Source organism: Gemmatimonas sp. (assembly GCF_031426495.1).
In the GTDB taxonomy this organism is placed as follows: domain Bacteria; phylum Gemmatimonadota; class Gemmatimonadetes; order Gemmatimonadales; family Gemmatimonadaceae; genus Gemmatimonas.
Genome location: NZ_JANPLK010000068.1, coordinates 26,422 through 49,711 on the forward strand (window position 1 = coordinate 26,422; position 23,290 = coordinate 49,711).

At 64.8% G+C, this 23,290-nt stretch carries 19 protein-coding genes and 1 tRNA gene; 17 read left to right on the forward strand and 3 right to left on the reverse strand.

Features of this window, described 5'->3' with window-relative positions; genetic code table 11:
• Nucleotides 1-13: 13 nt before the first annotated feature.
• The 4 genes from RMP10_RS16960 (at nucleotide 14) to typA (ending at nucleotide 5,745) form a co-directional block, all read left to right on the forward strand.
• Nucleotides 14-1,453, forward strand: coding sequence for a peptidylprolyl isomerase (locus tag RMP10_RS16960; RefSeq protein WP_309668979.1), 1,440 nt, complete (start codon nucleotides 14-16; stop codon nucleotides 1,451-1,453).
• A 48-nt stretch (nucleotides 1,454-1,501) separates the two neighbouring features.
• Nucleotides 1,502-2,896: a peptidylprolyl isomerase gene (locus RMP10_RS16965; protein WP_310571354.1), complete on the forward strand. Its 1,395-nt coding sequence runs from the start codon at nucleotides 1,502-1,504 to the stop codon at nucleotides 2,894-2,896.
• 13 nt (nucleotides 2,897-2,909) lie between these two features.
• Complete coding sequence (pdxA, locus tag RMP10_RS16970) at nucleotides 2,910-3,806, forward strand: 4-hydroxythreonine-4-phosphate dehydrogenase PdxA (protein ID WP_310571355.1); 897 nt, start codon at nucleotides 2,910-2,912, stop codon at nucleotides 3,804-3,806.
• Between the two features lie 106 nt (nucleotides 3,807-3,912).
• Nucleotides 3,913-5,745 (forward strand): translational GTPase TypA, encoded by a 1,833-nt coding sequence (gene typA / locus RMP10_RS16975; RefSeq protein WP_310571356.1) that lies wholly within the window; start codon nucleotides 3,913-3,915, stop codon nucleotides 5,743-5,745.
• Here typA and RMP10_RS16980 read toward each other — a convergent pair.
• Nucleotides 5,742-6,323 carry a hypothetical protein gene (locus RMP10_RS16980; protein WP_310571357.1) on the reverse strand — a complete coding sequence of 194 codons (582 nt, stop codon included), beginning with the start codon at nucleotides 6,321-6,323 and terminating at the stop codon, nucleotides 5,742-5,744. The two genes, typA and RMP10_RS16980, sit on opposite strands and share 4 nt — an antisense overlap.
• Before the next feature lie 63 nt (nucleotides 6,324-6,386).
• On the opposite strand from RMP10_RS16980, the gene RMP10_RS16985 reads away from it, so the two are divergent.
• A tRNA-Ile gene (locus tag RMP10_RS16985) sits at nucleotides 6,387-6,460 on the forward strand.
• A gap of 69 nt (nucleotides 6,461-6,529) precedes the next feature.
• Here RMP10_RS16985 and RMP10_RS16990 read toward each other — a convergent pair.
• Nucleotides 6,530-7,453 carry a DUF1259 domain-containing protein gene (locus RMP10_RS16990; protein WP_310571358.1) on the reverse strand — a complete coding sequence of 308 codons (924 nt, stop codon included), beginning with the start codon at nucleotides 7,451-7,453 and terminating at the stop codon, nucleotides 6,530-6,532.
• A gap of 193 nt (nucleotides 7,454-7,646) precedes the next feature.
• On the opposite strand from RMP10_RS16990, the gene RMP10_RS16995 reads away from it, so the two are divergent.
• From RMP10_RS16995 to RMP10_RS17045, 11 genes are all read left to right on the forward strand, one after another.
• A complete protein-coding gene (locus tag RMP10_RS16995) occupies nucleotides 7,647-9,962 on the forward strand; it encodes a DUF5916 domain-containing protein (protein WP_310571359.1) in 2,316 nt (771 codons plus the stop codon).
• A gap of 49 nt (nucleotides 9,963-10,011) precedes the next feature.
• Nucleotides 10,012-10,446 carry a hypothetical protein gene (locus RMP10_RS17000; RefSeq protein ID WP_310571360.1) on the forward strand — a complete coding sequence of 145 codons (435 nt, stop codon included), beginning with the start codon at nucleotides 10,012-10,014 and terminating at the stop codon, nucleotides 10,444-10,446.
• 135 nt (nucleotides 10,447-10,581) lie between these two features.
• On the forward strand, nucleotides 10,582-11,928 hold the full coding sequence (locus RMP10_RS17005) for a TolC family protein (protein ID WP_310571361.1): 1,347 nt from the start codon (nucleotides 10,582-10,584) through the stop codon (nucleotides 11,926-11,928).
• A 12-nt stretch (nucleotides 11,929-11,940) separates the two neighbouring features.
• Complete coding sequence (locus tag RMP10_RS17010) at nucleotides 11,941-13,461, forward strand: efflux RND transporter periplasmic adaptor subunit (RefSeq protein ID WP_310571362.1); 1,521 nt, start codon at nucleotides 11,941-11,943, stop codon at nucleotides 13,459-13,461.
• 9 nt (nucleotides 13,462-13,470) lie between these two features.
• A complete protein-coding gene (locus RMP10_RS17015) occupies nucleotides 13,471-16,608 on the forward strand; it encodes an efflux RND transporter permease subunit (RefSeq protein WP_310571363.1) in 3,138 nt (1,045 codons plus the stop codon).
• A 96-nt stretch (nucleotides 16,609-16,704) separates the two neighbouring features.
• Entirely contained in the window at nucleotides 16,705-17,361 is a 657-nt protein-coding gene (locus RMP10_RS17020) for a HupE/UreJ family protein (RefSeq protein WP_345785817.1), read from the forward strand.
• A gap of 7 nt (nucleotides 17,362-17,368) precedes the next feature.
• Nucleotides 17,369-17,815, forward strand: coding sequence for a hypothetical protein (locus tag RMP10_RS17025; RefSeq protein WP_310571365.1), 447 nt, complete (start codon nucleotides 17,369-17,371; stop codon nucleotides 17,813-17,815).
• Nucleotides 17,812-18,054, forward strand: coding sequence for a hypothetical protein (locus RMP10_RS17030; protein WP_310571366.1), 243 nt, complete (start codon nucleotides 17,812-17,814; stop codon nucleotides 18,052-18,054). Before RMP10_RS17025 ends, RMP10_RS17030 begins: the two co-directional genes overlap by 4 nt.
• Nucleotides 18,055-18,056: 2 nt before the next feature.
• On the forward strand, nucleotides 18,057-19,403 hold the full coding sequence (locus tag RMP10_RS17035) for a hemolysin family protein (protein WP_310571367.1): 1,347 nt from the start codon (nucleotides 18,057-18,059) through the stop codon (nucleotides 19,401-19,403).
• Between the two features lie 13 nt (nucleotides 19,404-19,416).
• Complete coding sequence (locus tag RMP10_RS17040) at nucleotides 19,417-19,857, forward strand: hypothetical protein (RefSeq protein ID WP_310571368.1); 441 nt, start codon at nucleotides 19,417-19,419, stop codon at nucleotides 19,855-19,857.
• Between the two features lie 32 nt (nucleotides 19,858-19,889).
• Nucleotides 19,890-21,092 carry a methyltransferase gene (locus RMP10_RS17045; protein WP_310571369.1) on the forward strand — a complete coding sequence of 401 codons (1,203 nt, stop codon included), beginning with the start codon at nucleotides 19,890-19,892 and terminating at the stop codon, nucleotides 21,090-21,092.
• Nucleotides 21,093-21,152: 60 nt separating this feature from the next.
• Here RMP10_RS17045 and RMP10_RS17050 read toward each other — a convergent pair whose 3' ends face one another.
• Nucleotides 21,153-21,908 carry a pseudouridine synthase gene (locus RMP10_RS17050; protein WP_310571370.1) on the reverse strand — a complete coding sequence of 252 codons (756 nt, stop codon included), beginning with the start codon at nucleotides 21,906-21,908 and terminating at the stop codon, nucleotides 21,153-21,155.
• Nucleotides 21,909-22,027: 119 nt separating this feature from the next.
• Between RMP10_RS17050 and RMP10_RS17055 the strand changes: the two genes are divergently transcribed.
• Complete coding sequence (locus RMP10_RS17055) at nucleotides 22,028-23,224, forward strand: acyl-CoA dehydrogenase family protein (protein WP_310571371.1); 1,197 nt, start codon at nucleotides 22,028-22,030, stop codon at nucleotides 23,222-23,224.
• Nucleotides 23,225-23,290 lie beyond the last annotated feature (66 nt).

Sequence of the window (23,290 nt, forward strand, 5' to 3'; positions counted from 1 at the left end):
GGAGTTCGACCTGATGAAATCGTATCGTTTGTCCGTGCTCGCTGCCGTCGCGTTCGCCGTTGCCTGTGGTGCCGCGTCCAATCCGGACGTCGCGGCCTCGGCCGGTGACCAACAGCTCTCCGTGACGCGCCTGGCGGACATCCTGGGCACTTCGCAGGCCCCGCTCGAAAAGGACGTTGCCCGTTCCATCGCCGAGCTCTGGGTGAATTACCAGCTCGTGGGTGTGGCGGCCGCCAAGGGCGACTCGCTCGCCGACAAGAAGACCATGGACGAGGCGCTGTGGTCGAATATCGACAACATCCGCGTCAAGAAGTTCTACGACAATGTCTCGAAGGGCTGGGATACACTCACCCCGGGCCCGGACGAGCAGCGGTACATGAATGGCGAGGCGATGGCCGCGCGTCATATCCTGGTCAAGGTTGAAGCCAACGCGACGCCGGAGCAGAAGGCCGCCGCGCAGAAGAAGGCAGAGGGCATCCGTGCCGAAGCCACTCCGGCCAACTTCGCCAAGCTGGCCGCGAAGAGCGACGAGCCTGGTGCTGGCGAGCGTGGTGGTGACCTTGGCCTGTTCGGCAAAGGCATGATGGTGCCCGAGTTCGAGAAGTGCGTCATGGCCATCAAGCCGGGCGAGATCTCGCCGGTGTGCGCGACGTCGTTTGGCTTCCACGTGATCTACCGCTCGCCGTATGCCGACGTCGCCGCGAAGTTCGCGCCGATCGCCAAGCAGCGGAACGTGCAGATCGCCGAGAGCACCTATCTGGCGAAGGTCGAGTCGTCGAATGGCGTCGAGCTGACGTCGGGCGTCGCCGTGAAGGCCAAGGCCATCGCGCGCAACCCGCTCGGCTACGGCAAGGACAACGGCAAGCTCGCCACGTACAAGAGCGGCGAACTCACGGCGTCGGAATTCGCCAACTGGGTGGCGGCCTACCCGCCGAACTCGCAGATCCGTCCGCAGCTCCTGAACGCGCCGGATTCGCTGGTCGAGAAGTTCGTGCGCCAGATCGTGCGGAACGAGCTCGTGCTGCACCAGGCCGACAGCGCCAAGGCGACGCTCGATACCGCCGAACTGTCGAACCTGTATTTGAATTTCAAGAACGCCGTGACGCAGACGTGGAGCTCACTCAACGTCGAGCCGTCGAAGCTCGCCGACAGCGCGAAGGCCGGTGGCGACAAGGCGAAGATCGCCGCCGCGCGCATCGAGTCGTTCTTCGACAAGCTGATCAAGAACGAAGTGCCGTTCGTGGACGTGCCGTACCCGGTCGCCCATGCGCTGCAGAAGAAGTTCGCGTTCGCGATCAACGATGCGGGTCTCGACAAAGTTGTCGAAAAGGCCAAGACGGTGCGTGCCACGTCGGATTCGCTGAAGGCCGGCAAGGGCGCCCCGGGCGTTCCGGCTCCGGGCGGTGCTCCGGCCCCGATGCCGATGCCGACGCCTGACACGACCAAGAAGTAAGCCCGTTTTTCAACGAACCCCTGGTCATCCGACCGGGTACTATACGGAATGATGCCCAGACTGCTTTCTCTGCTGACCGGCGCCGCGATCATCGCGGCGCCGTTGTCGGTTACGCTGGCGCAGGACGCGCCGAAGCCGGCGCCCAAGGCGGCCGCCACCGATACGGTGCAACCCAAGGGATTGCCGGTCGACGGCATCGCGGCCGTGGTTGGTGATCAGGTGGTGCTCGTGTCCGAGGTACTGGCCGCGGTCAACTCGGCCCGCTCGGCGGGGGCCAAGGTGAACTCGGCGCAGGATCTCGTGAAGCTGGAGCAGGAAATTCTGCAGCAGCTGGTGGAAGCCGAGCTGCTCGTGCAGAAGGCGAAGGAGATGAAGGTCGAGGCGAACGAGGCCGAGCTTCAGCGATCCATCGATGACAACGAGAAGCAGATCCGTTCGCAGTTCAAGACGGAAGCCGAGTTCAAGGCGGCGCTCAAGGAAGCCGGTTTCGGGACGGTCGACGAGTGGCGCAAGCTGCAGAACGATCAGCTCAAGCGTCGCAACCTGCAGCAGGAAGCAGTCAGCAAGTTGAAGCGGGACGGCAAGATGACGGCGATCAATGTGACGGAAGCCGAGATCACCGAGGCGTTCGAGTCGAATCGCACGAAGTTGCCGCGCAAGGAAGCGCGCGTGGGCGTGCGTCAGGTCGTGATCGCGACCAAGCCGTCTGAGGAGTCGAAGAAGAAGGCGCGCGCGAAGATCGATTCGATCCGCGTCGAGCTCGACAAACACCCGGAAGACTTCGAGAACATCGCCAAGAAGGAGTCGATGGACGGCACGAAGGAGCTCGGTGGTGACCTCGGCTGGAATCGTCGTGGTCGGATGGTGCCCGAGTTCGATCGCATGATGTTCGCGCTCAATCCGGGCATCATCAGCCCCGTGGTGGAAACGGGGTTCGGCTATCACATCATCCGCGTGGATCGCGTACAGCCCGCCGAAGTGAAGGCGCGCCACATCCTCATCCGTCCGCAGCTCGATACGGCCGATGAACGTCGGGCGAAGGCGCTGGCCGACAGCATTGCCGCGGCGTGGCGTGCCGGCGGCAGCTTCGACTCACTGAGCGTGAAGTTTCACGACGCGGCGGGTGGCGAAGACAAGTCGATTCCGGAGTATCCGCGTAGCGAACTCCCCGAGCCGTATCGCAACGCGCTCGAAGGAAAGAAGCTGGGCGACATCATCGATCCGTTCCCGATGCCCGATCCGTCGGCCGGCGTCAACAAGTTTATTGTGGCGCAGGTGACGTTCCTCGATGAGGCTGGCGAGTTCACGCTCAAGGAAGTGCGCGAGCGCTTGCGTTCGCAGCTCTCGGAAGAGCGCAGCATGCGTCGCCTCATCGACACGCTGAAGAAGCAGACTTATGTGTCGGTGCGCTATGATCCGTCGAAGCAGACGGTGACGCCGTAAGGCGGCGACGTTGATGCGCCTCGCGCTCACCCTCGGCGATCCCCGTGGCATCGGTCCGGAGATCGCCGCCAAGGCGCTCAGTGACCCGCGGATCGCGGCGCTGGGCGCTTCGTGGTATGTGATCGGCCCGACGGGCACACCGGTGCCGGTGCAGGAATCCATCGGCGTCTGGGCGCCTACTGGCCACGCCGCCGACGACATTGCACTGGCCGGGCGTTTGGCCGGGCTCGCGGTGGAGCGCGCCGCCCGCATGGCGCTGGCGGGTGAGGTGAGCGGCATCGTGACTGCCCCCCTCGACAAGGCGGCGCTGCAGGCGGGTGGGTTCGACTTTCCCGGCCACACCGAGATGTTGGCCGAGCTGGCCGGCGTGCCCGCCACCATGATGCTGGCGTCGGACACGCTGCGGGTGGTGCTGGCCACCACGCACATCGCCCTGCGTGACGTGCCGTCGGCGGTCACCCGCGAGGCGCTGTTGCAGGCCGCCTACGCCACCCGCGAGGGGCTGCGAAAGGACTTCGGGGTCGCCGAGCCCCGACTGGCTCTCTGTGCCCTCAATCCGCACGCGGGCGACAGCGGTCGGTTCGGGCACGAAGACGATGACCTGCTGGCTCCTGTGGCTCGGGAAGCGGGCATGGCTGGGCCTTACCCGGCCGACACGGTATTCGTGCGCGCCATGCGCGGCGAATTCGACGCCGTGATCGCGCCGTATCACGATGTCGGCATGACGGCGATCAAGGTGGCGAGCTTCGGCAGCGCGGTGAACGTCACGCTGGGGCTGCCGTTCGTGCGCACCAGCCCGGATCATGGCACGGCGCTGGATATTGCGGGGCAGGGGGTGGCCAGCGCCGAGAGCCTGGTGGCGGCCATGCAACTGGCAGTGGGGATGGTGGAGCGACGGCGCGCCGGCTGAGCGCTGCGCGCGGATCACGAGGCGCGGATCGCGAGGCGCCGTCACACGTCCGTTACCGAGTCCCCCCATTGTCTCTAAGTGTATGGCCCCATTAACTTTTAAGGCTATGCAGATTCGTAACGTCGCCATCATCGCGCACGTCGACCACGGGAAGACCACCCTCGTCGACAAGATGCTCCGCCAGGCTGGAGCCTTCCGCGAAAATCAGGTCGTAGAAGAACGCGTGATGGATTCCAATCCGCTTGAAAAAGAGCGCGGAATCACCATTCTCGCCAAGAATACGTCGATCCGTTGGAACGACACGAAGATCAACATCGTCGACACGCCGGGCCACGCCGATTTCGGTGGCGAAGTGGAGCGCATTCTGCGCATGGTCGAAGGCGTACTGCTCGTCGTGGACGCGTTCGACGGTCCGATGCCGCAGACGCGGTTCGTGCTCCGCAAGGCGCTCGAACTCGGTCGCACCCCGATCATCGTCATCAACAAGATCGATCGCCCCGGCGCCGATCCGTTGCGTGTGCATGATGAAGTGCTGTCGCTGTTCATCGAACTCGAAGCGACGGAAGAGCAGCTGAACGCGCCGGTAGTGTACGCCAGCGCGAAGCAGGGGCTCGCCACGATGGACATGGATGTCACGCCGGTCGATCTGCAGCCGCTGTATCAGACGATCGTCGACACCGTGCCGCCGCCGCCGTCAGACAGCGAAGGCACGTTCCAGATGCTCGTGTCCACCATCGAGTATTCGGCGTACCTCGGCCGCATGGCGATCGGACGCGTGGAGCGTGGTATCGTGCACCTCGGCGATTCGGTCACGCTGCTGCCGTTCGAAAGCGACAAGCCGATTCAGCGTGGTCGCGTGTCCAAGCTGTACGGCTACGAAGGCCTCGAGCGCGTGGAAATCCAGGAAGCCTCGGCGGGCGAAATCGTGTTGCTTGCCGGCTTCGAAGATGTCGACATCGGCAGCACACTTACTGATCCCGACCATCAGGAGCCGCTCCCCGGCATCAGCGTGGAGTCGCCCACGATCAGCGTCGACTTCGTGGTGAACAATTCGCCGTTCGCGGGCAAGGACGGCAAGTTCGTCACGTCGCGTCAGCTGCGTGAGCGCCTGTACAAGGAGCTCGAGCGCAACGTGGCGCTCCGCGTCGAAGACAGCGATTCCACCGATGCGTGGAGCGTGTCCGGTCGCGGTGAATTGCACCTCTCCATCCTCATGGAGACCATGCGTCGCGAAGGCTTCGAATTTCAGGTGTCGCGTCCGAAGGTGATTCTGCGCACGGACGAGAAGGGCCAGAAACTCGAGCCGTTCGAAGAATTGGCGATTGACGTGCCCGAGGAATACCTCGGCACCGTCATCGAGAAGCTCGGACCCCGCAAGGCCGAGATGATCGAGATGAAGAACCCGGGGCAGGGGCTGGTGCGCCTGCTGTATCGCGTGCCGGCGCGTGGACTGTTCGGCTACCGCAGCGAGTTCCTCACGGACACGCGCGGCACCGGCATCATGCACCACCGCTTCCTCGAGTATGGGGCGTGGGCGGGCCCGCTGTCGGGCCGTTCGCGCGGTGTGCTCGTGTCGATGGAAAACGGCACGATCATCGCGTTTGCGCTGTTCAGCTTACAGGAGCGCTCCACCCTCTTCGTGACGCCGGGCGACGCGGTGTACGAAGGCATGCTGATCGGTGAGAACTCCCGTCCGGGCGACATGGACGTGAACCCGACGAAGGAAAAGAAGCTCTCGAACATCCGCACCAAGTCGACCGACGAAAACATCACCCTCGAGCCGCCCCGGGAGATCACCCTCGAAACCGCGCTCGAGTATATCGAAGACGACGAGCTCATCGAGATCACCCCGCTCAACATCCGACTCCGCAAGCGTCTCCTCTCCACGAGCGACCGCAAGCGGACCAACCGCGAGACGAAGCGGGAACGGACGGCCTAAGAACGGGCTGCGCGCTCGGCTCGGCGTGAACGGTTCGTCACCGGACCGTTCCGCCGAGGTTCGACGGTGGTTCGACCAATTTTCTGGTAGGGCGCGCACACTTTCGGGTTGCGCCGCGGCGAGCGTCTGCCGATACTCCCGTTCACGCCGTCTCGAAAACCTCGTTGCCGTTCGGCCATCCGCAGAACGTGCGCGCGGAACACCATCACCACTCGAAGGAGAATCGTCCCATGTTGGAGCAGTTCGGGTCGTCGTCGCTGGACGCGCTCGAAGAGCAGTTGCCGTCCTCGGTTTTTGCGCTGGCTGCCGACGATGAAGATTTCGACGACGAAGGTCTCGACGACGATCTCGACGACGATGAGGATGAGGATGATGACGTCGATTTCGATGATGATGACGACGACGACGATGAGGACGATGATGACGACGACCTCGATGATGATGACGAGGACGACGACGACGATGAAGACGATCCGGACTACGACGTCGACGGGTTCGACGAAGACGATCCGGACGCGTGACGGAAAAGGGCGGGCGATACTCCTACGGGGTGTCGCTCGTTTACCTTTCGGCCGCACTTGCCCCGAGTGGTTCGGCGGGGTACATTATGCGGCTCTGGCGGAGATGGTGAACTCTCCTTCGGGCCTTTAGCTCAGGTGGTTAGAGCGCACGCCTGATAAGCGTGAGGTCGTAGGTTCAACTCCTACAAGGCCCACTACAAACAACGGCGGCGGCATCGGATCTCTCGATGCCGCCGCCGTTTTGTAGTGTAAGGCGCGGCTGCCTACTTTGTCGGCCGCGCCGTGAGGTCGAGCGCGGCGCGCAGTCCCTTGGCCAGTGTAGTCGCATTCGCATTGGCCCAGAAATGCATGAAGAACAGCCGCGGAGACTCGTCGAGCATGTGGCTGTGCAACGCGGTCACTTCGATGCCGTGTTCGCGTAACGCCCGCATGACGGGATTCACCTCCGCTGCGGTCATCACGAAGTCGCCCGTGATCGCGGCCTTTCCGCCGCCGGTGGGCTGGAAGTTCATCACCGTCGCCACGCCCATCGCCGGCGGCACCTCCATGCCGTGCGCCATGATCCGTTCGGCCCGTGCCGCATTCACTTGATACACGCCGCCGTTCACCCGTCCCGCGACGCCGAGCATTCGCGCGATGGCGGCGGTGTCCAGCTCGAACGCAGCCTGGGGGGCCATGGCCGGCGCGGTCGGCGCAGTCAGCGGCGTCCTGCTGGCGCCGAGCGCAAGGCGAATGGCGCTCGCGATCTTCGCCGCGTCTCCGTGCGCGTCGATGTGCATGTAGAGCACACGTGGGCTCTCACGCAGCACGTGTTGGTGCAGGGCTGTTTGCTCCACCCCGTTCTGCTGCAACCGCAGCATGACCGCGCTGACCTCGTCTTCGGTGAGCACCAGGTCACCCATGACCATGGTCGCGCCGGCGGCGTCCATCCGCTTGAACGCCACCCACGAGCCGAGAGCGAGCGTGGGCTTCAGTGTCACGCCGTCGGCGACGACGGTGAGATCGGTGCGGGGGAAACCAAATCGCAATACGTCGCCGGGTTGCATGGTGCCACGTCCGCCAAGCGCCTGCTGCACACGTGCCCAGGCGGGGCCGCCATCTGGCGGCGGCGTGACCTGTGCCGCAGCAGGTATCGCGCTGGCAACCGTCATGCCGACGGCAATCCACATACGTGATCGCAGGGTCATCTCAACCTTCCTCGCATTGCCTTGTGCCATGGCGGAACCTCTGGAAGCCGGGCCGCGATCTGCGGTGGGAACAGGAGCCTTCCACCATACGTCGCGTGTGGTACCAGCGCCTGTGATAAGATATGCGTACGGTCGGGGGGCGCGCGCTATCGCCGCGCCTGGTGGTTCCCGTCCCTCCCCACTTCGCGCATCCGTGCCAGTCGCACTCCGCTTGAACTCCCGTGCGCTGATCGCCGCGCTGACCGTCACACTGCTCTCGGCGTCGCTGATGGGTGCGCAGCCCGTGGTCGACGCGGCGGGGACGCGTTTGCGGACTGCCAGCGCAGCAGGCGCTGCCGTGGCGTCGTTGCGAAGCGCGCCCCTCGGCGCAGCATTTCGCCTCGACGGGCGATTGGACGAAGCCATGTGGGCGGCCGCCGACTCCATCGGCGCGCTCACCGAAATTGAACCCGTGGCCGGCCGGATGCCGGCCGGGCGCACGGTGGTGCGCGTGCTGCGCGACGAGGACCAGCTCGTGATCGGCGTGCGGGCTGATGACCCGAACCCCGATGGCATCGTGAGTTTCGCCCGCGAGCGTGATAACTCGCTGGCGAACGAGGATCACATTAAGATCGTGCTCGACACCTATCTCGACGGTCGCTCGGGCTACGTGTTCGCGGTGAATCCCAACGGCGCGCGTTACGATGCCTTGATCTCCGGCGACGGCGAGAACGCAAACTGGGACGCCGTGTGGGACGCGGCGGCCGCGCGCACGGCAACAGGATGGTCGGCCGAGATCGTGATTCCGGTTCGTAGCCTGCAATTCGCCAGCGGACTGACCACGTGGGGCTTCAACGTGCAGCGGCGCGTGCAACGGTTGCTGGAGAACGATCGCTGGGCGAGTCCGGTGCGCGATTTCAAGATCACCCAGACTTTCCGCGCCGGTCGGCTCACGGACTTGCCGGCGTTCGCCCTCGGGCTCGGCCTCAGCGTTCGTCCGTCGCTCATGGGCGCCACGGGCGTGCCGGCCCCGGGGGCGATGCGCCGCGATGAACGCGACCTGAGTCTCGACATCACGCAGACGCTGGGCGCGAGCACACTGGCGGCCCTCACCGTGAATACGGACTTCGCCGAGACCGAGGTCGATACGCGTCGCACGAATCTCACGCGTTTCCCGATTGTCTTTCCCGAGAAGCGCACGTTCTTCCTGCAGGGCGCGGATATCTTCGACTTCGGGCTCAGTCTGGGCGACGACGTCCGGCCGTTCTTCAGCCGTCGCATCGGTTTGCTGAACGGCAACGAAGTGCCCATTCGCGCCGGCGTGAAGGTCACGGGGCGCGGTAACGGCGCGAACTTCGGCGGCATCGCGCTGCGCACCGGCGACCTTCCGTTGGCCACGAGTTCCGGCACCACCTTGCCTTCGACGGCGAACACGCTTGGCGTGCTGCGCTACAAGCAGAACCTCGGGCGCGAATCCACGGTGGGTATGATCGGCACGCTCGGTGATCCCACAGGACGTGCCGACAGCTGGATGGCCGGCCTTGATGCGACCTACCAGACCTCGCGCTTCCACGGCAACAAGAACTTGGCGATGGGAGTGTGGGGGCTGCAGACCGACCGGGCGGGACTCACCGGCGAGAAGACGGCGTGGGGCGCGAAGATCGACTACCCGAACGACCTGTGGCAGATCTCGGCGACATTCAAGCGTATCGGCGACGGCTTTGACCCGTCGCTCGGGTTCGTGCCGCGCGCCGCGGCGCAGATCATCACCTTCACCAGCAACTTCGTGCCGCGTCCGCGCGGGCGGGTGGCCGGTTTACGCGTCCGGCAGATGGTGAACGAATTCCAACCCCGCGTCGTGACGGACCTGAACGGGAAGTGGGAGAGCTATCGCATCTTCATGGCGCCGGTGAACTGGCGTCTCGAGAGCGGTGACCGTTTCGAACTCAACGTGAATCCCACCGGCGAGCGACTGGCGGCGCCATTCACGATCGCACCGGGCGTAACGATTCCCGTTGGTGCGTATCACTGGTATCGCTATCGCCTGGAGGGCGGCCTGGCCGCCAAGCGCCGGTTGAGCGGGCAGGCCACGTGGTGGTTCGGGTCGTTCTACAGCGGCACGCTCAACGAAATCATTTTGACCACGGCCTGGAAGCCGTCCTCGCTGATCAACCTGGAAGTGAATGGCACGCGTAACATCGGACGGCTCCGCGAAGGCGGCTTCACGCAAGATCTGGTCGGCACACGTGTGCGTATCAACGTGTCGCCGAATCTGCAGCTCAACAGCTACGCCCAATACGACAATCAGAGCGACACCTTTGGGGCCAACACGCGAATCCGCTGGACGTTCTCACCGCTCGGTGACCTGTTCATCGTGTATAACCACAATCTGCGGCACGACATCAACGGCGATACCGGACTGCCCTACGGCACGGGTCTGCAGACGGATCCCACCGCGCGCTATCCGCGCAACTGGGGTTTCGGATCCAATCAGCTCCTGGTGAAGCTGCAGTATGCGTTCAGGTACTGAGTCGCGCCCCCACTGGCGGGTCGCATAGACAACCAATAGGCTTCACCAGATGCCTCGGCCCTTCCGCTTTCGCCTGATCGCACTTGTCGTCGCCCTGCTCGGCGGGTTTGCCGCGCCGGCGTCAGCGGTCACGCACGGATGGCTTCATGACCACGTGGCGCACGAACGGGCCGATCATCACGGTGACGTGGCGAGCGAGGAGCCGCCGGTCGAGCATGGCACGACGTCGCACGGTGCCGAACTCGAAGAGTCTGAGAATCACCATCGGCACGGACACCGCTCCGTTGACGTCGGCCCTGCATCACGCGACGGCATGCGGCTCGCTGTGGTCGCCGATGCCGCCGTTACAACGATGCGCGTTGAGATACCAGACGCCATCGTGGTCGCGGTCCCCTCGGTCGCGTTCGCCAATCGCAACCGGTTGGCGGGACCCGACCCCGGCGGTACGTCTCCGCCCAGTCTACGAGCTCCGCCCGTTCGCTGATCGCTGTCGACCGACGGTGTGCCCGCGCGTTCCCGGGTATTGCCGTCTCGACAGCCTGTTCTGGTGATCGCGCGTGTCCCACTCCACTGATCGCGGAGCAGGGGGCCGCCCTTCGACATCCCGGATCGGTCAGCCGTGCCTACAACCTGCTTTCACTTCGTCCGCTCGCGAGGGTGCGATGCGCTCGTGCGCTGTAGCGCGCCGGCGATCCTCTCCCTGGCGCTGACGGGGCTTCTCACCGGCGTTCCCCGCCCGGTACACGCGCAGCTCTCGCTCGCTGCGGCGCAACGCACGGCGCGCGAGGTGAGCTCCGAGCTCCTCGCGGCTCGCGAGACGAACGCGGCGGCTGCGGCGCGCGCGCGTCAGGCTGCCGGCTTCGCGAATCCCACGCTGTCGTACGGCCGCGAGCAAACGTCCCGCGGGCTACAATCCAACGCGCAGAATATTGCGCAGCTAGAGCAGGTCTTTGAGATCGCCGGCCAACGCGGCGCGCGCATGTCGGTGGCACGACTTCGCGTAGCGGCAAGCGTCGAACGGCTCGCCGCTGCCGAGCTCCAGCTCAACGTTGACGTCGCACAGGCGTTCGCCTTGGCGATCACGGCCGATGATCGACTCAGGATCGCGGAGCAGGGGGCCAACGCGTTTGCGGAAGCCCAACGGGTCAGCGACGCGCGGCTCGCGGATGGGGATATCTCGGGGTATGCCGCGCGTCGCCTTCGGCTGGAATCCGCGCGGTTCGCCGCTGTACGATCCGCTGCCGCGCTCGAGCGGCGGGCCGCACGGTCGGCACTCGCCTCGCTGCTCGGGCTCGGCGGTCGCGCCGGCGATACGCTCACACTAGCACGCGACGCCTCCGATGGCGTGTTCGCTCCGCGGGTGCTCGGTCTCGACTCGCTCATGGCGCTGGCCGTGCGACAGCGCGCCGAACTCCGCATCGCCATGCTCGAGGCGGAGACGCTCGAGGCCGAAGCGCGACTCGTTGGGCGCGAGCGCATTCCGACACCCACGCTGTCTCTTGGATACAAGGGAGAGCGCGTTGCCGATCCGCAGTTGGGGTCGCTCACCGGGTTCAGCGGCTACGTCGCCGGCTTCTCCATCCCGCTGCCGATTCTCGACCGCCGCCAGGCCAGCGTTGATGCGGCGTCGGGTGACGCGCGCGCAGCCCGCGCGACGATCGAGGCCGTTCGTCGTCGCGTGCAGCGAGAAGTCGTCGAGGCGTACGACGCGCTCACGGCCGTCGAGGAGCAGCAGGCATTGTTGGCCCCGCATCTCGGCGACGAGTCTCGGGCTGCGATGCGCGCCGTGCAACTTGCGTATGCGGAAGGCGAAATCTCTCTCGTGGAGTGGCTCGACGCCGTTCGCGCCTATCAAGACGCGGAGTTGACCGCGCTCACCTTGCAGGCGGAGGCGGCGACTCGCCGCGCTGCCCTCGACCGCGTTGTCGGCGCGCGTCTTCCATCCCCGGTTTCGCTGAGGCGCTGAGCCATGATGACTATGACGAATATGCTTCGACTCGTACGCTACGGTGCGGCGGCTGTCAGCAGCGGTGCGCTCGCCGCGTGCAACAACGGTGCGAACGCCGGTTCCGATGCGTCGGGTGTCGAGGCGGTAGCCGGTCCGGCCGGAGGCGCTATTACCATGTGGACGGATTCCACCGAACTGTTCATGGAGCATCCGGCCCTGATCGTCGGTGTTCCCGACAAGTTCGCCGTGCACTTGACCGACATCACCGACTTCGCGCCGCTGCGTAGCGGCCGGATCACGCTACGCTTTACGCCGCGCGATGGGGGAAATTCGCTGGTGGTGGTTCAGGACGCGCCGCGCGCACCCGGGATTTATGGTCCGAGTCCTGAGTTCACGGCCGCTGGCGTGTACGACCTCACGATCCTCGTGGACAGCCCACAGGCGCGCGACACGCTCCGGGTGCCGGGACTTCGCGTGTACGCGAACGCGAAGGAAGCCCCCACGGAAGGGGCGGAGGCCGACAATGGAATTCCGTTCCTCAAAGAGCAGCAGTGGAAGTCGCCTGGCTTCCGCACCGACTTTGCGGTTGAGGGAGACATTGCCGCCTCATTCGATGCTAATGGACAGATCGAGCCCGCCGCAGGCAACTATGCGGATGTCACCGCACCGATTGGCGCACTGGTCGATGCCGGAGGTGTCTCGTCGTCGCCGGTGCCGGGGCAGCAGGTCTCCCGTGGGCAGATCCTCGCGTATCTGACACCGTCGCTCGGGGAGGGCGGCAGTGCCTTTGCCGATGCGCGAGCGGCGCTGCGCGAAGCGGAAGATGAGCACGCGCGTGCCGTTCGGCTGCTCGCGGTCGAAGCCGTACCGCAGCGTCGCGTGCATGAGGCGGAGAATCGCTTGCGCGCTGCGAAGGAGGCACTCGCTGGTCTCGGCGGTGGCGATCTGTCCCCGAGCGGCAAGGTGGCGATCCGAGCTCCGATTGGTGGCGTGGTGATCCGGCGGAGCATCACGCCGGGCGGTCGCGTCGAGGCGGGCAGTTCGCTCTTCACGTTGGTCGATGCGACACGCGTCTGGCTGAAAGTGAATGTGCCGTCGTCTCAGGCAAGTCGCGTGGATCGTGCCTCGGGCGCGGAGTTCTCGGTTGAGGGAAGTACGCGGCGCTACACCGCACGGCGCGCCGTCTCGATCGGCAGTGTGATCGATTCCATGTCGAGGACGGTTCCGGTGTTGTACGAAGTCATGAACGGCGACGGCAGTCTCAAAGTCGGCGCGGCCGCGCGCGTGGCGCTGCGTACCGGCCAGCGGGCGCGCGGGCTGCTCGTGCCATCCAGCGCGATTCTCGATGAAGACGGCCGCACGGTCCTCTACGTGCAGCCGAGTGGCGAGCGCTTCGAGAAGCGCGAAGTCACGGTACTCGGCATCGAAGGCTCGCGTGCCGTTATCGGTGCCGGACTACAGCGCGGCGATCGTGTGGTCACCGGTGCGGCGTATCAGGTGCGTCTTGCCTCGTTGTCCACGAGCGTGCCGACGCACGGTCACGAACACTAGGCGACGACGATGCTGAATCATCTCATCGGCTGGTCGTTACGCAATCGCGTGATCGTGCTTGCGGCGTCGGCGATCATGCTGGTCGCGGGGGCAATCACCGCGTACCAGATGCCGGTCGACGTATTTCCCGACCTGACCGCGCCCACGGTGACCGTACTCACCGAGGCGCACGGTATGGCGCCGGAAGAGGTCGAAGCCTTGGTGTCGTTTCCTATCGAGACGGCGGTCAACGGCTCGACCGGTGTTCGTCGTGTGCGCTCATCCACCGCGCAGGGCATTTCGGTGGTCTGGGTCGAGTTCGACTGGGGCACCGACATCTTCCGCGCGCGACAGATCGTCGCGGAGAAACTGCAGGTAGTGGCCAACGCGCTGCCGGTTGGCGTTGCGGCACCCACCTTGGCGCCAGTCTCGTCGGTCATGGGCGAGATCATGATGATCGGCCTCACCGCACCCGATAGTGCCCGGCGAGGGACCCAAGCGCCGGTGTCGATGATGGACCTGCGCACCATCGCCGACTGGACGATTCGCCGCCGCCTGCTCGCGGTTCCGGGCATCGCGCAGATCATCCCGATCGGTGGCGACGTGAAGCAGTACCAGGTGATCGCCGATCCCGCGCGCATGCTCTCGGCCGGCGTCACGCTGGATCAGGTCGTGCGCGCTGCGGCTGGATCGAATGCCAACGCCGCCGGCGGCGTGTACATGGACAAAGGGCAGGAATATGTGATACGCGGGATCGGGCGCGTGCAGTCGGTCGCCGACATCGCAAACACGGTGGTCGCCATACGCGGGGGGACCCCGGTCATCATGTCGCAGGTGGCCGACGTGCAGGTTGGAATGGCACCGAAGTACGGTGATGGTTCGGTCAACGCGAAGTCCGCCGTGGTGTTGGCGGTACAGAAGCAGCCCGGTGCCAATACGCTCGAACTCACGCGGCGTATCGAGCGCGAACTCGACGCAATGCAGCGCGCCCTGCCTCCGGGTGTGCTCATCGAGTCGCAGCTGTTCCGGCAAGCCAGCTTCATCGCTGTCTCCATCGAGAACGTGCTGAAAGCGCTGCGCGACGGAGGAATCCTCGTGGTCGTCATCCTGTTCCTCTTTCTCTGGAACGCGCGGACTACGATGATCTCGCTCGTTGCCATTCCATTGTCATTGGTGGTGGCAATCTTCGCCATGAAGCTGTTCGGGATCAGTGTGAACACCATGTCGCTCGGTGGCATGGCCATCGCCATCGGCGCGCTGGTCGACGATGCCATCATCGATGTCGAGAATGTCTTCCGACGTTTGAAGGACAACCACCATCGTCCCGAGGGCGAGCGTCGCTCGTCGCTTCGTGTGGTGTACGATGCGTCGCGCGAGATCCGCGCCAGCATCGTGAAGGCCACGCTGATCATTATCGTCGTGTTCCTCCCCTTGTTCTTCCTGGGCGGCGTCGAAGGCCGCCTGCTGCGGCCGCTCGGGTTTGCGTACGTCGTGTCGATTCTCGCGTCATTGTTGGTCGCGGTAACGATCACTCCCGTGCTGTGTGCGTATCTGCTCCCGAACGCGAGGGCCGTACAATCGGAAGAGGAGAGCGCCCTCGTTCGGTGGCTGAAGCGGCGATATGCGCCGGTGCTCGACTACGTGTTGCGCATTCCACGGGCGGTACTCACCGCAGCGGCAGTGGCCGTACTACTCTCGGCGGCAGCCGTGCCGTTCCTGGGATCAGCCTTTCTTCCCGAATTCAACGAGGGAGCACTCACCGTCAGCGTGGTGACCATACCGGGCACGTCGCTTCAGGAATCGAACGCGATTGGTAAACTGGTCGAACAGATTCTGCTCGCCAAGGCGGCCGTCATCAACACGGATCGACGTCAGGGGCGAGCCGAATTGGACGAACACGCACAGGGAGTGAACGCCGCCGAAATTGACGTGACGCTGCGAAACGATGTCGACAAAGAGCGTCTCTTCGCGGCGCTGCGAGACGAGTTCGCGGCCATTCCCGGAACCAATGTCACGATTGGTCAGCCGATCGGACATCGCATCGACCACATGCTTTCGGGTACGCGGGCCAATATCGCCGTAAAGATCTTCGGCCCCGATCTCCTGCAGTTGCGGCAGATAGGCGGTGCGGTGCGAGACGCGATGGCTGTGGTGCCGGGGGTCGCCGACCTGCAGCTCGAGCAGCAAATGGATGTTCCGCAGCTGCACGTACGCGCCGATCGCGCGGCGCTGGGACGATACGGCATGACGGTGGGCCAACTGGCGGAAGCGATCGACGTTGCGTTCAACGGTGAAGCGGTCTCGCAGGTGCTGGAGGAAGGCCGCAGTGTCGACCTGGTCGTTCGCTTTCCTGAGAGCGCGCGGGCCAACGCCGACGCGATCGCGTTAGTCGCATTCGATACGCCGAGTGGTCAACGGGTCCCGCTGTCGCAGTTGGCCACGGTCGCCGTGACGCGAGGGCCGAACACGATCTCCCGGGAGGATGTGCAACGAAAGATCGTCGTGCAGGCGAACGTAGCGGGTCGCGATCTGGGTAGCACGGTGAGTGACATACAGCGCGTGGTCAACGAGCAGGTGATGCTACCGGTAGGGTATCACGTGAGCTACGGTGGTCAGTTCGAGGCCCAGGCTGAATCGACACGCACGCTGTCGCTGCTGTCGTTGCTATCGGTCGCGGCGATCTTCCTGATCTTGTACTCTGAATTCAGGTCCGCGCGCACCGCCATGCTCGTAATGGCCAATCTTCCGCTGGCATTGATTGGTGGCGTGCTCGCCGTTTTTGTGACCAGTCGTGTCGTGAGTATCGCATCGCTCGTAGGGTTCGTGACCCTGTTCGGCATCGCCACCCGCAATGGAATTCTTCTAGTCTCGCACTATCGGCAACTGCTGGCTGAGGGCGCTCCATTCCGCGAGGCGGTCGTACGAGGATCGATGGAGCGACTTTCTCCCATTCTGATGACTGCCCTGACGGCCGGTCTCGCACTTATTCCGCTCGCCATGGGCGGCGGCGAGCCGGGCAACGAGTTGCAAACACCGATGGCTATCGTAATTCTTGGTGGGCTGCTGTCGGCGACGGCACTCAATATGTTGGTGCTGCCTGCGCTGTTCTGGCTGTTCGGCGATCGGACGGCAACGCCCTCGCCATCATTTGACGGGTTGACCGACTGACTGATGACCATGCTCACCCCCGCGCAACGCACTCACACGTTGATCGACCTGCTGCACCGTCGATCCTGGCTCGTAACACTGGGCCTCGTTACGCTGATGACGCTGGCGTTCCCCTTCGAGGCACTCGCACACGGCGTCTCGGCCGGCGACAAGGGATACATCCAAGAAACGTTCGGTGTTCGCATCATGCCGTTTCTCTATCTCGGCGCCAAACACATGGTCACGGGCTATGATCATCTGCTATTTCTTTGCGGCGTCATTTTCTACCTCTATCGCCTGAAGGACATCGCCGCGTACGTCACCCTGTTTGCGATCGGCCATTCCACGACGCTCATCGTTGGGGTGCTTGCCGGGGTGAGCGTGAGTCCCTATCTCATCGACGCGATCATCGGGTTCTCCGTGGTGTACAAGGCGCTCGATAATGTCGGAGCGTTTCCACGATGGTTCGGGGTGCAGCCCAACGCGCGCGCGGCGACGTTCATCTTTGGTCTCTTTCACGGATTCGGACTGGCGACGAAACTGCTGGATTTCGAGATGGACCCGGACGGACTGGTGCCGAATCTGCTGGCATTCAACGTCGGTGTCGAATCCGGGCAGATGTTGGCGCTCGCCGGTGTACTCATCGCCATGAGTTATTGGCGGCGCTCCCAGTCCTTCGCGCGGCGTGGATTTGCCGCCAACATGTTGCTGCTGTCGGCCGGACTCCTACTCGTGGGCTACCAGCTCACGGGGTACTTCACCACCCGCACCTGACCCCACCATGCAGATTAACCCTCGCCGTTCCGCGCGTGCCTTCTCGCTGGCGGCGCTCTTCGCTGCCGCCGGCTCGCTTGCCACCGTCCGGCCGGTCGCCGCCGCGACGTCACCGACGCCGGGTGTTGTGCAGGCGCGTCGGGATTCCATGACGGTCACCATCGAGCCCACGAAGCGCATCGAAGTCAAGCTGGTCATGAAGAAGGGACAGAAAGCCGATTTCGAGTGGAAGTCGGTTGGCGGAAGCGTTGGCTACAACCTGCACGCTGAGGTCCGGACCGATCCGAGCAAGCCGGCGCACATCTATCAGCGCGGGTCGTCCAGCGGGGAGAAAGGCAGCATCGAGGCCGTGTTTGATGGCGTGCACGGCTGGTCGTGGCGCAACACCGGCGAGAAGGCGGTCACGATTACCGTGAAGGCATCGGGGCAGTTCGCTGAACTGAAAAAGATGTGACGACGCCTCCGCCCGACCGTGAGCTGCCGACACCGCAGCAGCTGCGCCGTGCGACGCTTGTCGCGGTCGTGGTGGCAGTGGCCGTGTTGATCACCGCGGTGCTCCCTGCCGAGTACGGCGTGGATCCTACTGGACTCGGGCGTCGGCTTGGGTTGACGCAGATGGGGCGGCTCAAGCAGGAACTGGCACGCGAGGCCGCAGAGGATGCGCGCGCCGATTCACTGCGGCGACCCGATTGATCATGGCTGACGTCGCGTTGGAAGTCATCGTTATCCTGCTCCTGCTCGTGCTCGTGCTCAACGGTGTCTTTTCGATGTCCGAAATGGCCCTGGTCGCGGCTCGCAAGATCCGACTCGAGCACTTGGCTGAAGACGGAGATGCGGGCGCGCGAGCCGCGCTCGATATTTCGTCGCATCCCACCAACTTTCTGTCTACGGTGCAGGTGGGAATCACGCTCATCGGCGTGTTGGCCGGTGCGTTCGGTGGCGTTGGCCTCAGCGAAAGGCTCGCGGAATTACTTCGATCGGTCACGTGGATTGCTCCCTACGCGGAGCCGATCGCCTTCGCGCTGGTGGTCGGAGCCATCACGTATCTCTCGCTGATCATCGGCGAACTTGTGCCCAAGCAATTGGCGCTCGGGCATCCGGAACGCATTGCTTCCCTCGTCGCGCGTCCCATGCGCGCGGTCTCTCGCGTCGGCGCCCCACTGGTATCGCTGCTCACGGGCTCGACGAGGCTGGTGCTCCGCCTGTTCGGCATCCGTGCGTCGGTCGAATCCGGCGTGACCGAACAGGACATTCGGGCGATGGTCGAGCAAGGGGCCGAATCGGGAGTCGTGCAGCCGGCTGAGTATCAGATTGTGGAGAACACCTTCAAGCTTGGTGATCGACAGGTGGTGGCCATCATGACACCTCGCGTCGATCTCTCGTGGGTCGATGTCGCAGCGACAGCGGCGGAGCTGAGATCTGAACTGCTGGCTGTTCCACGCGGGCGGGGACAGCCAGTCCTCGTGTGCAACGAGCACATCGAGGACGTGCTCGGGATGGCCTATCCCGATGACCTCCTCCACCGCTGTCTGCTTGGAGAGGCGCTCGATCTTCGGGTGGCGCTCACGGAGCCGCTTTTCGTACCGGCCTCGATGCCGGTGCTGCGACTTCTCGAAACCTTTCGCAAGTCGCGGCAGCAAGCGGCGGTCGTGCTCGATGAGCATGGCGGCGTGGCCGGTGTCGTTGCCCTCGACGACATTCTGGAAGCCCTTGTCGGAGAACTTCCCCAGCATGGCTCGACGGCGGATCTCGAAATCGTGCGGCAGGCGGATGGGTGTTGGTTGGTCGACGGCGGAACGGCGATCGACGATCTCGAGTCGGTCATCGACCTCGAACTGAGCGAGGATGCCGATCGCCGCGATGCCACAACCGTGGCCGGTTTCGTGATGTCCGCCTACGGCTTCCTACCAAAGTTGGGCAACCACGTCGACCGCGGCGGCGCTCGATTTACGGTGATGCGTATGCAGTCTCGACGCATCGCGCAAATTCGCGTACACTTGCTGTCCGGGCACGCGCCCGTCGACGAGTCACCACCTCAATAGCGAGCACGACCAGATGAGCCCATCACGAATGGCAGCGACGGCCACCGCGCTCCTGCTGACGCTCACCGCGACGACCGCCAACGGGGCGGTGCGACATGTCGCGTGGGCCGGCATGGTGTTGGGTACCAATGGGTCCAAGATCCGCGGCGAAGTTGAGATGCTCGCAGGCAAGGATGCGGGGACTTCCGTCGTGGAGGTCAGTTATGCGCGCGACGCGGCGGGGGCCGTTCGCCCGTGGCATGTCCATGTGGGCAGCTGCGCGAGAGGCGGCCCGGTGCTCGGCGCCGCGTCGGCGTATCCGCTGCTGCGCGTGGATGGCACCGGCGCCGCCGAGGGCAAGGCGACGTTACGCCTGATGCTCCCGGACAGCGGCAGCTTCTACCTGAATGTCCATGAGTCGGCATCCGCCATGTCCAAGATCGTGGCCTGCGGGGATCTCCTGCTCGAGGAGTAGGGGGCGCTGTCCGAGGTCGCTAGACTGCAGGGATGACGACACCGACCGAAACCGCCCCCGACCGCTACGCCTTCTGGCAGAACGCTCCGCTCTCGATCGCGGGCTCGCGGGTGCTGGTGGCCACCAAGCCCGGGGTGTTTGCGCACGGCACGGTCGACGCGGCGTCGATGATGCTGGCGGAACAGATGGCGTCGATGGGACGCAGCACGTCGGTGCACCTGAACTGCGGCAACGGCATGGTCCCGGCCGCGGCGGCGGTGGCGGGCGGGGCGTCGGTGCTCTGGTGCTCGGATCGTTCGCTGCCGTCGGTGCAGGCCACCGAGCGCACCATGGCCGCCAACGGCATCGCCGGCTCGCATGTGGTGCATGCGCATGGCACACACGCGTTTCCGCTGGCGCTGGCGGCCGATGTGGTCACCATTCGCGTGTCCACCGACAAGCTGGCGCTGCAGCAGCTGATCTGGGAGGCGTTTCATGCGCTCCGGATCGGCGGCAAGTGCTATATCGCCGGCGCCAACGACGAGGGCGTGAAGCCGGCGGTGCGCCTGTTGGAGTCGATCTTCGGCATGGCCCGACTCGAGGCCCAGCACAGCGGACATCGCCTGGCGGTGGCCACGAAGGCGCAGATCGCCCCCGCCTCGCTCACGGAGGGCACGTCGCCGTATCTCGACCCCGAGCATTTTCGGGAGGTCGCGGTGACGCTCAAGGGAGTGGTACACTCGCTGTACTCTCGTCCTGGCGTGTTCTCCTGGGAGCACCTCGATGAGGCCACGCAGCTTCTCGGCGACCTCATGGACATTCGGGCCGGCGAGTCGGCGCTCGATCTGGGCTGCGGTGCGGGTGCGTTGGGACTCACGGCCGCTTCGCTGTCGGGGACCGGCCGGGTGCTGATGGTGGATGCCGACGCCGAGGCGGTGCGTTGCGCGACGCGTGGAATCGCGAAGGCCGAGCTCGCCAACGCCGAGGTGCGCGCGAGTGATGTCGGTGGCGGGCTGGGTGAGGAGTTGTTCGATGTGGTGGTCTCCAATCCGCCGTTTCATCAGGGGAAGGCCACCGATCTCATGGTGCCGCGGCAGTTCATCGCCGACGCCTACAAGCACCTGAAGGTCGGCGGGCGAATGATGCTCGTGGCCAACCGCACCCTCCCGTACGAGCAGGCGATCGCCGACCGGTTCGGTGAGGTGCGCACGATTCACGACGGTCGACGGTTCAAGGTGTTGGGCGCCACCCGGTAGGTGTGCGACCGCAGCCGCGAGGGCAGCTGCGCGGGGCAAGCCGGCAGGTACGCCCGTTCCCTAAGCAGTCGCCGGGGCCTTAGCCTCCGCCTTCGCGCCGGCTTTCGCGGCGAGTGCCGCCTCGCGCAGGGTGTGAATCTCGGTGGCGCCGAGCAGGCGCCAGCGTCCCACCGCCACGTCGCCCAAGGAAAGGGGACCGATCGCCACACGCTGCAGCGTGTGCACGTGATTACCGATGGCCGCCATCATGCGCCGCACCTGGTGGTAGCGTCCTTCGCTGATCGTGATGTCGGCCGTGCGCTCGCCGGTGGCGGTGAACGCCGCGGGAAGCAACGGCGAGGTCTCACTCTTGAGCATCAGGGTTCCGCTGGCCAACACGGCGCTCTCATCGCCGCGTAGCGCCTCGGCCAGTGTCATGGCATACCGCCTCGGCACATGCGACTTCGGTGACGCCAGCAAATGATTGAGCGCGCCATCATCGGTGACCAACAGTAGTCCCGAGGTATCCGCATCGAGCCGGCCGATCGACGCCATGACCGGCGTCCGTTTCGGAAAGTTCGCGGGCAGCAGCTCGTAGATCATGGGCGGACGGTCGTTCAGCGAGCAGACGTACCCCACGGGCTTGTTCAGCAGAATGACCGACCCCGGCGGCGCATCAAGCGGTGCGCCATCCACGAACACGTCGTGATGGACGTAGGCATCGGTGTCGCGCAGCACGGCGCCTGCCGCGGTTGTCACACGCCGCTGCCGCACGATGCGCTCGGCCTCCTTTCGGGTGCCGTGGCCTAAAGCCACGAGGTAGCGGGACAGCGTCATTGCGTGGGGCTCGAGGGCGTGCCCCATGGGGGCGTGCAGCGAAGAGGGCGTACCGGGGAGTATAATGCACCGCGGTCTCCTCCTTCCCGGCCTCAGCATGATCACGTCATGAGCACGTCATGAGCACTCCGTCCACTCGCCCGCGTCCGCCGATCAACGGCGACTTCTACGATTGGTTCTCGACGCTCCCCGACGAGGTGAACGCGGCGCGGTTGAAGCTGCGTGAGTTCATGAGCGGCGAATGGGAGCCACAGGCGAACGGCTACTGGGAACGCGCTGAATTCCCCCGCGAGTATCTCGTGGGCAAGATGAAGGAGCTCAATCTGTTGCAGGGCGCGTACACGCCGGAGCGCGCTGGCACGGCGACGGTCATGGACGGACTGCTCTCGATGGAGTTTGCACGGGTCGATCCGTCGCTGGCGACCTTCTTCGGTGTGCATGCGGGCCTCTGCATGGGGTCGATCGCGCTCTGCGGCTCTGAGGAGCAGCAGGCGGAATGGCTGCCGGCGTTGCGTCGATGGGACCTGATCGGCGCGTTCGGTCTCACCGAGCCCGACGTCGGGTCAGGAGTGGCGCGCGGGCTGACCACCACCTGCCGCCGTGAGGGGGACAGGTGGGTGTTGAACGGCCAGAAAAAGTGGATCGGCAATTCCACGTGGGGCGACATCGTGATCATCTGGGCGCGCGACGAGGCCGATCAGTCGGTGAAGGGCTTCATCGTGCGCACGTCGCTGGCCGGCTACTCCGCGGAGACGATGCAGGGCAAGATCGCCCAGCGTACGGTGCTGAACGGTTTGATCACGCTTACCGACGTGCGGGTGGCGGAGCAGGATCGTTTGCAACGGGCCAACAGCTTCGCCGACACCCAACGAGTACTCGTCACCGCCCGGTGCGGTACAGCGTGGCAGGGCGTGGGCTGCGCGATGGGGGCCTACGAACACTCGCTGCGATACGCGCAGGAACGCACGCAGTTCGGCAAGCCGATCGGCAGCTTTCAGTTGATTCAGATGATGATGGTGAAGATGCTCGGCAACCTGACGGCGATGATCGGCCTCGCGCTGCGGGCGTCCGAGCTGCAGGACCGGCTGGGGCCCAAGGACGAGATGTCAGCGTTGGCCAAGCAGTTCTGTGCCGCCAAGTGCCGCGAGGTCGTGCAGCTGGCCCGGGAGTCGATGGGGGGCAACGGCATCCTCCTCGAGTTTCATGTGGCGCGTCTTTTTGCTGACGCCGAGGCGATCTACTCCTACGAGGGGTCGAACGAGATCAACGCGATGATCGTAGGACGGGCCGTAACCGGCTATTCGGCCTTTGTGTAAGCGCTCCCCCGTCGAGGCGGACCGTTCTGCATCGTTTCGACGTACGGGTCGTCTACTGTAGTGACG

Excerpts from the sequence above, each read along its gene's own strand:
- RMP10_RS16960 (WP_309668979.1), top strand. The coding sequence starts at position 14 with ATGAAATCGTATCGTTTGTCCGTGCTCGCTGCCGTCGCGTTCGCCGTT.
- RMP10_RS16965 (WP_310571354.1), top strand. The coding sequence starts at position 1,502 with ATGATGCCCAGACTGCTTTCTCTGCTGACCGGCGCCGCGATCATCGCG.
- pdxA (WP_310571355.1), top strand. The coding sequence starts at position 2,910 with ATGCGCCTCGCGCTCACCCTCGGCGATCCCCGTGGCATCGGTCCGGAG.
- typA (WP_310571356.1), top strand. The coding sequence starts at position 3,913 with ATGCAGATTCGTAACGTCGCCATCATCGCGCACGTCGACCACGGGAAG.
- RMP10_RS16990 (WP_310571358.1), bottom strand. The coding sequence starts at position 7,453 with ATGACCCTGCGATCACGTATGTGGATTGCCGTCGGCATGACGGTTGCC.
- RMP10_RS17000 (WP_310571360.1), top strand. The coding sequence starts at position 10,012 with ATGCCTCGGCCCTTCCGCTTTCGCCTGATCGCACTTGTCGTCGCCCTG.
- RMP10_RS17010 (WP_310571362.1), top strand. The coding sequence starts at position 11,941 with ATGACGAATATGCTTCGACTCGTACGCTACGGTGCGGCGGCTGTCAGC.
- RMP10_RS17015 (WP_310571363.1), top strand. The coding sequence starts at position 13,471 with ATGCTGAATCATCTCATCGGCTGGTCGTTACGCAATCGCGTGATCGTG.
- RMP10_RS17020 (WP_345785817.1), top strand. The coding sequence starts at position 16,705 with ATGACGCTGGCGTTCCCCTTCGAGGCACTCGCACACGGCGTCTCGGCC.
- RMP10_RS17025 (WP_310571365.1), top strand. The coding sequence starts at position 17,369 with ATGCAGATTAACCCTCGCCGTTCCGCGCGTGCCTTCTCGCTGGCGGCG.
- RMP10_RS17035 (WP_310571367.1), top strand. The coding sequence starts at position 18,057 with ATGGCTGACGTCGCGTTGGAAGTCATCGTTATCCTGCTCCTGCTCGTG.
- RMP10_RS17040 (WP_310571368.1), top strand. The coding sequence starts at position 19,417 with ATGAGCCCATCACGAATGGCAGCGACGGCCACCGCGCTCCTGCTGACG.
- RMP10_RS17045 (WP_310571369.1), top strand. The coding sequence starts at position 19,890 with ATGACGACACCGACCGAAACCGCCCCCGACCGCTACGCCTTCTGGCAG.
- RMP10_RS17050 (WP_310571370.1), bottom strand. The coding sequence starts at position 21,908 with ATGACGCTGTCCCGCTACCTCGTGGCTTTAGGCCACGGCACCCGAAAG.
- RMP10_RS17055 (WP_310571371.1), top strand. The coding sequence starts at position 22,028 with ATGAGCACTCCGTCCACTCGCCCGCGTCCGCCGATCAACGGCGACTTC.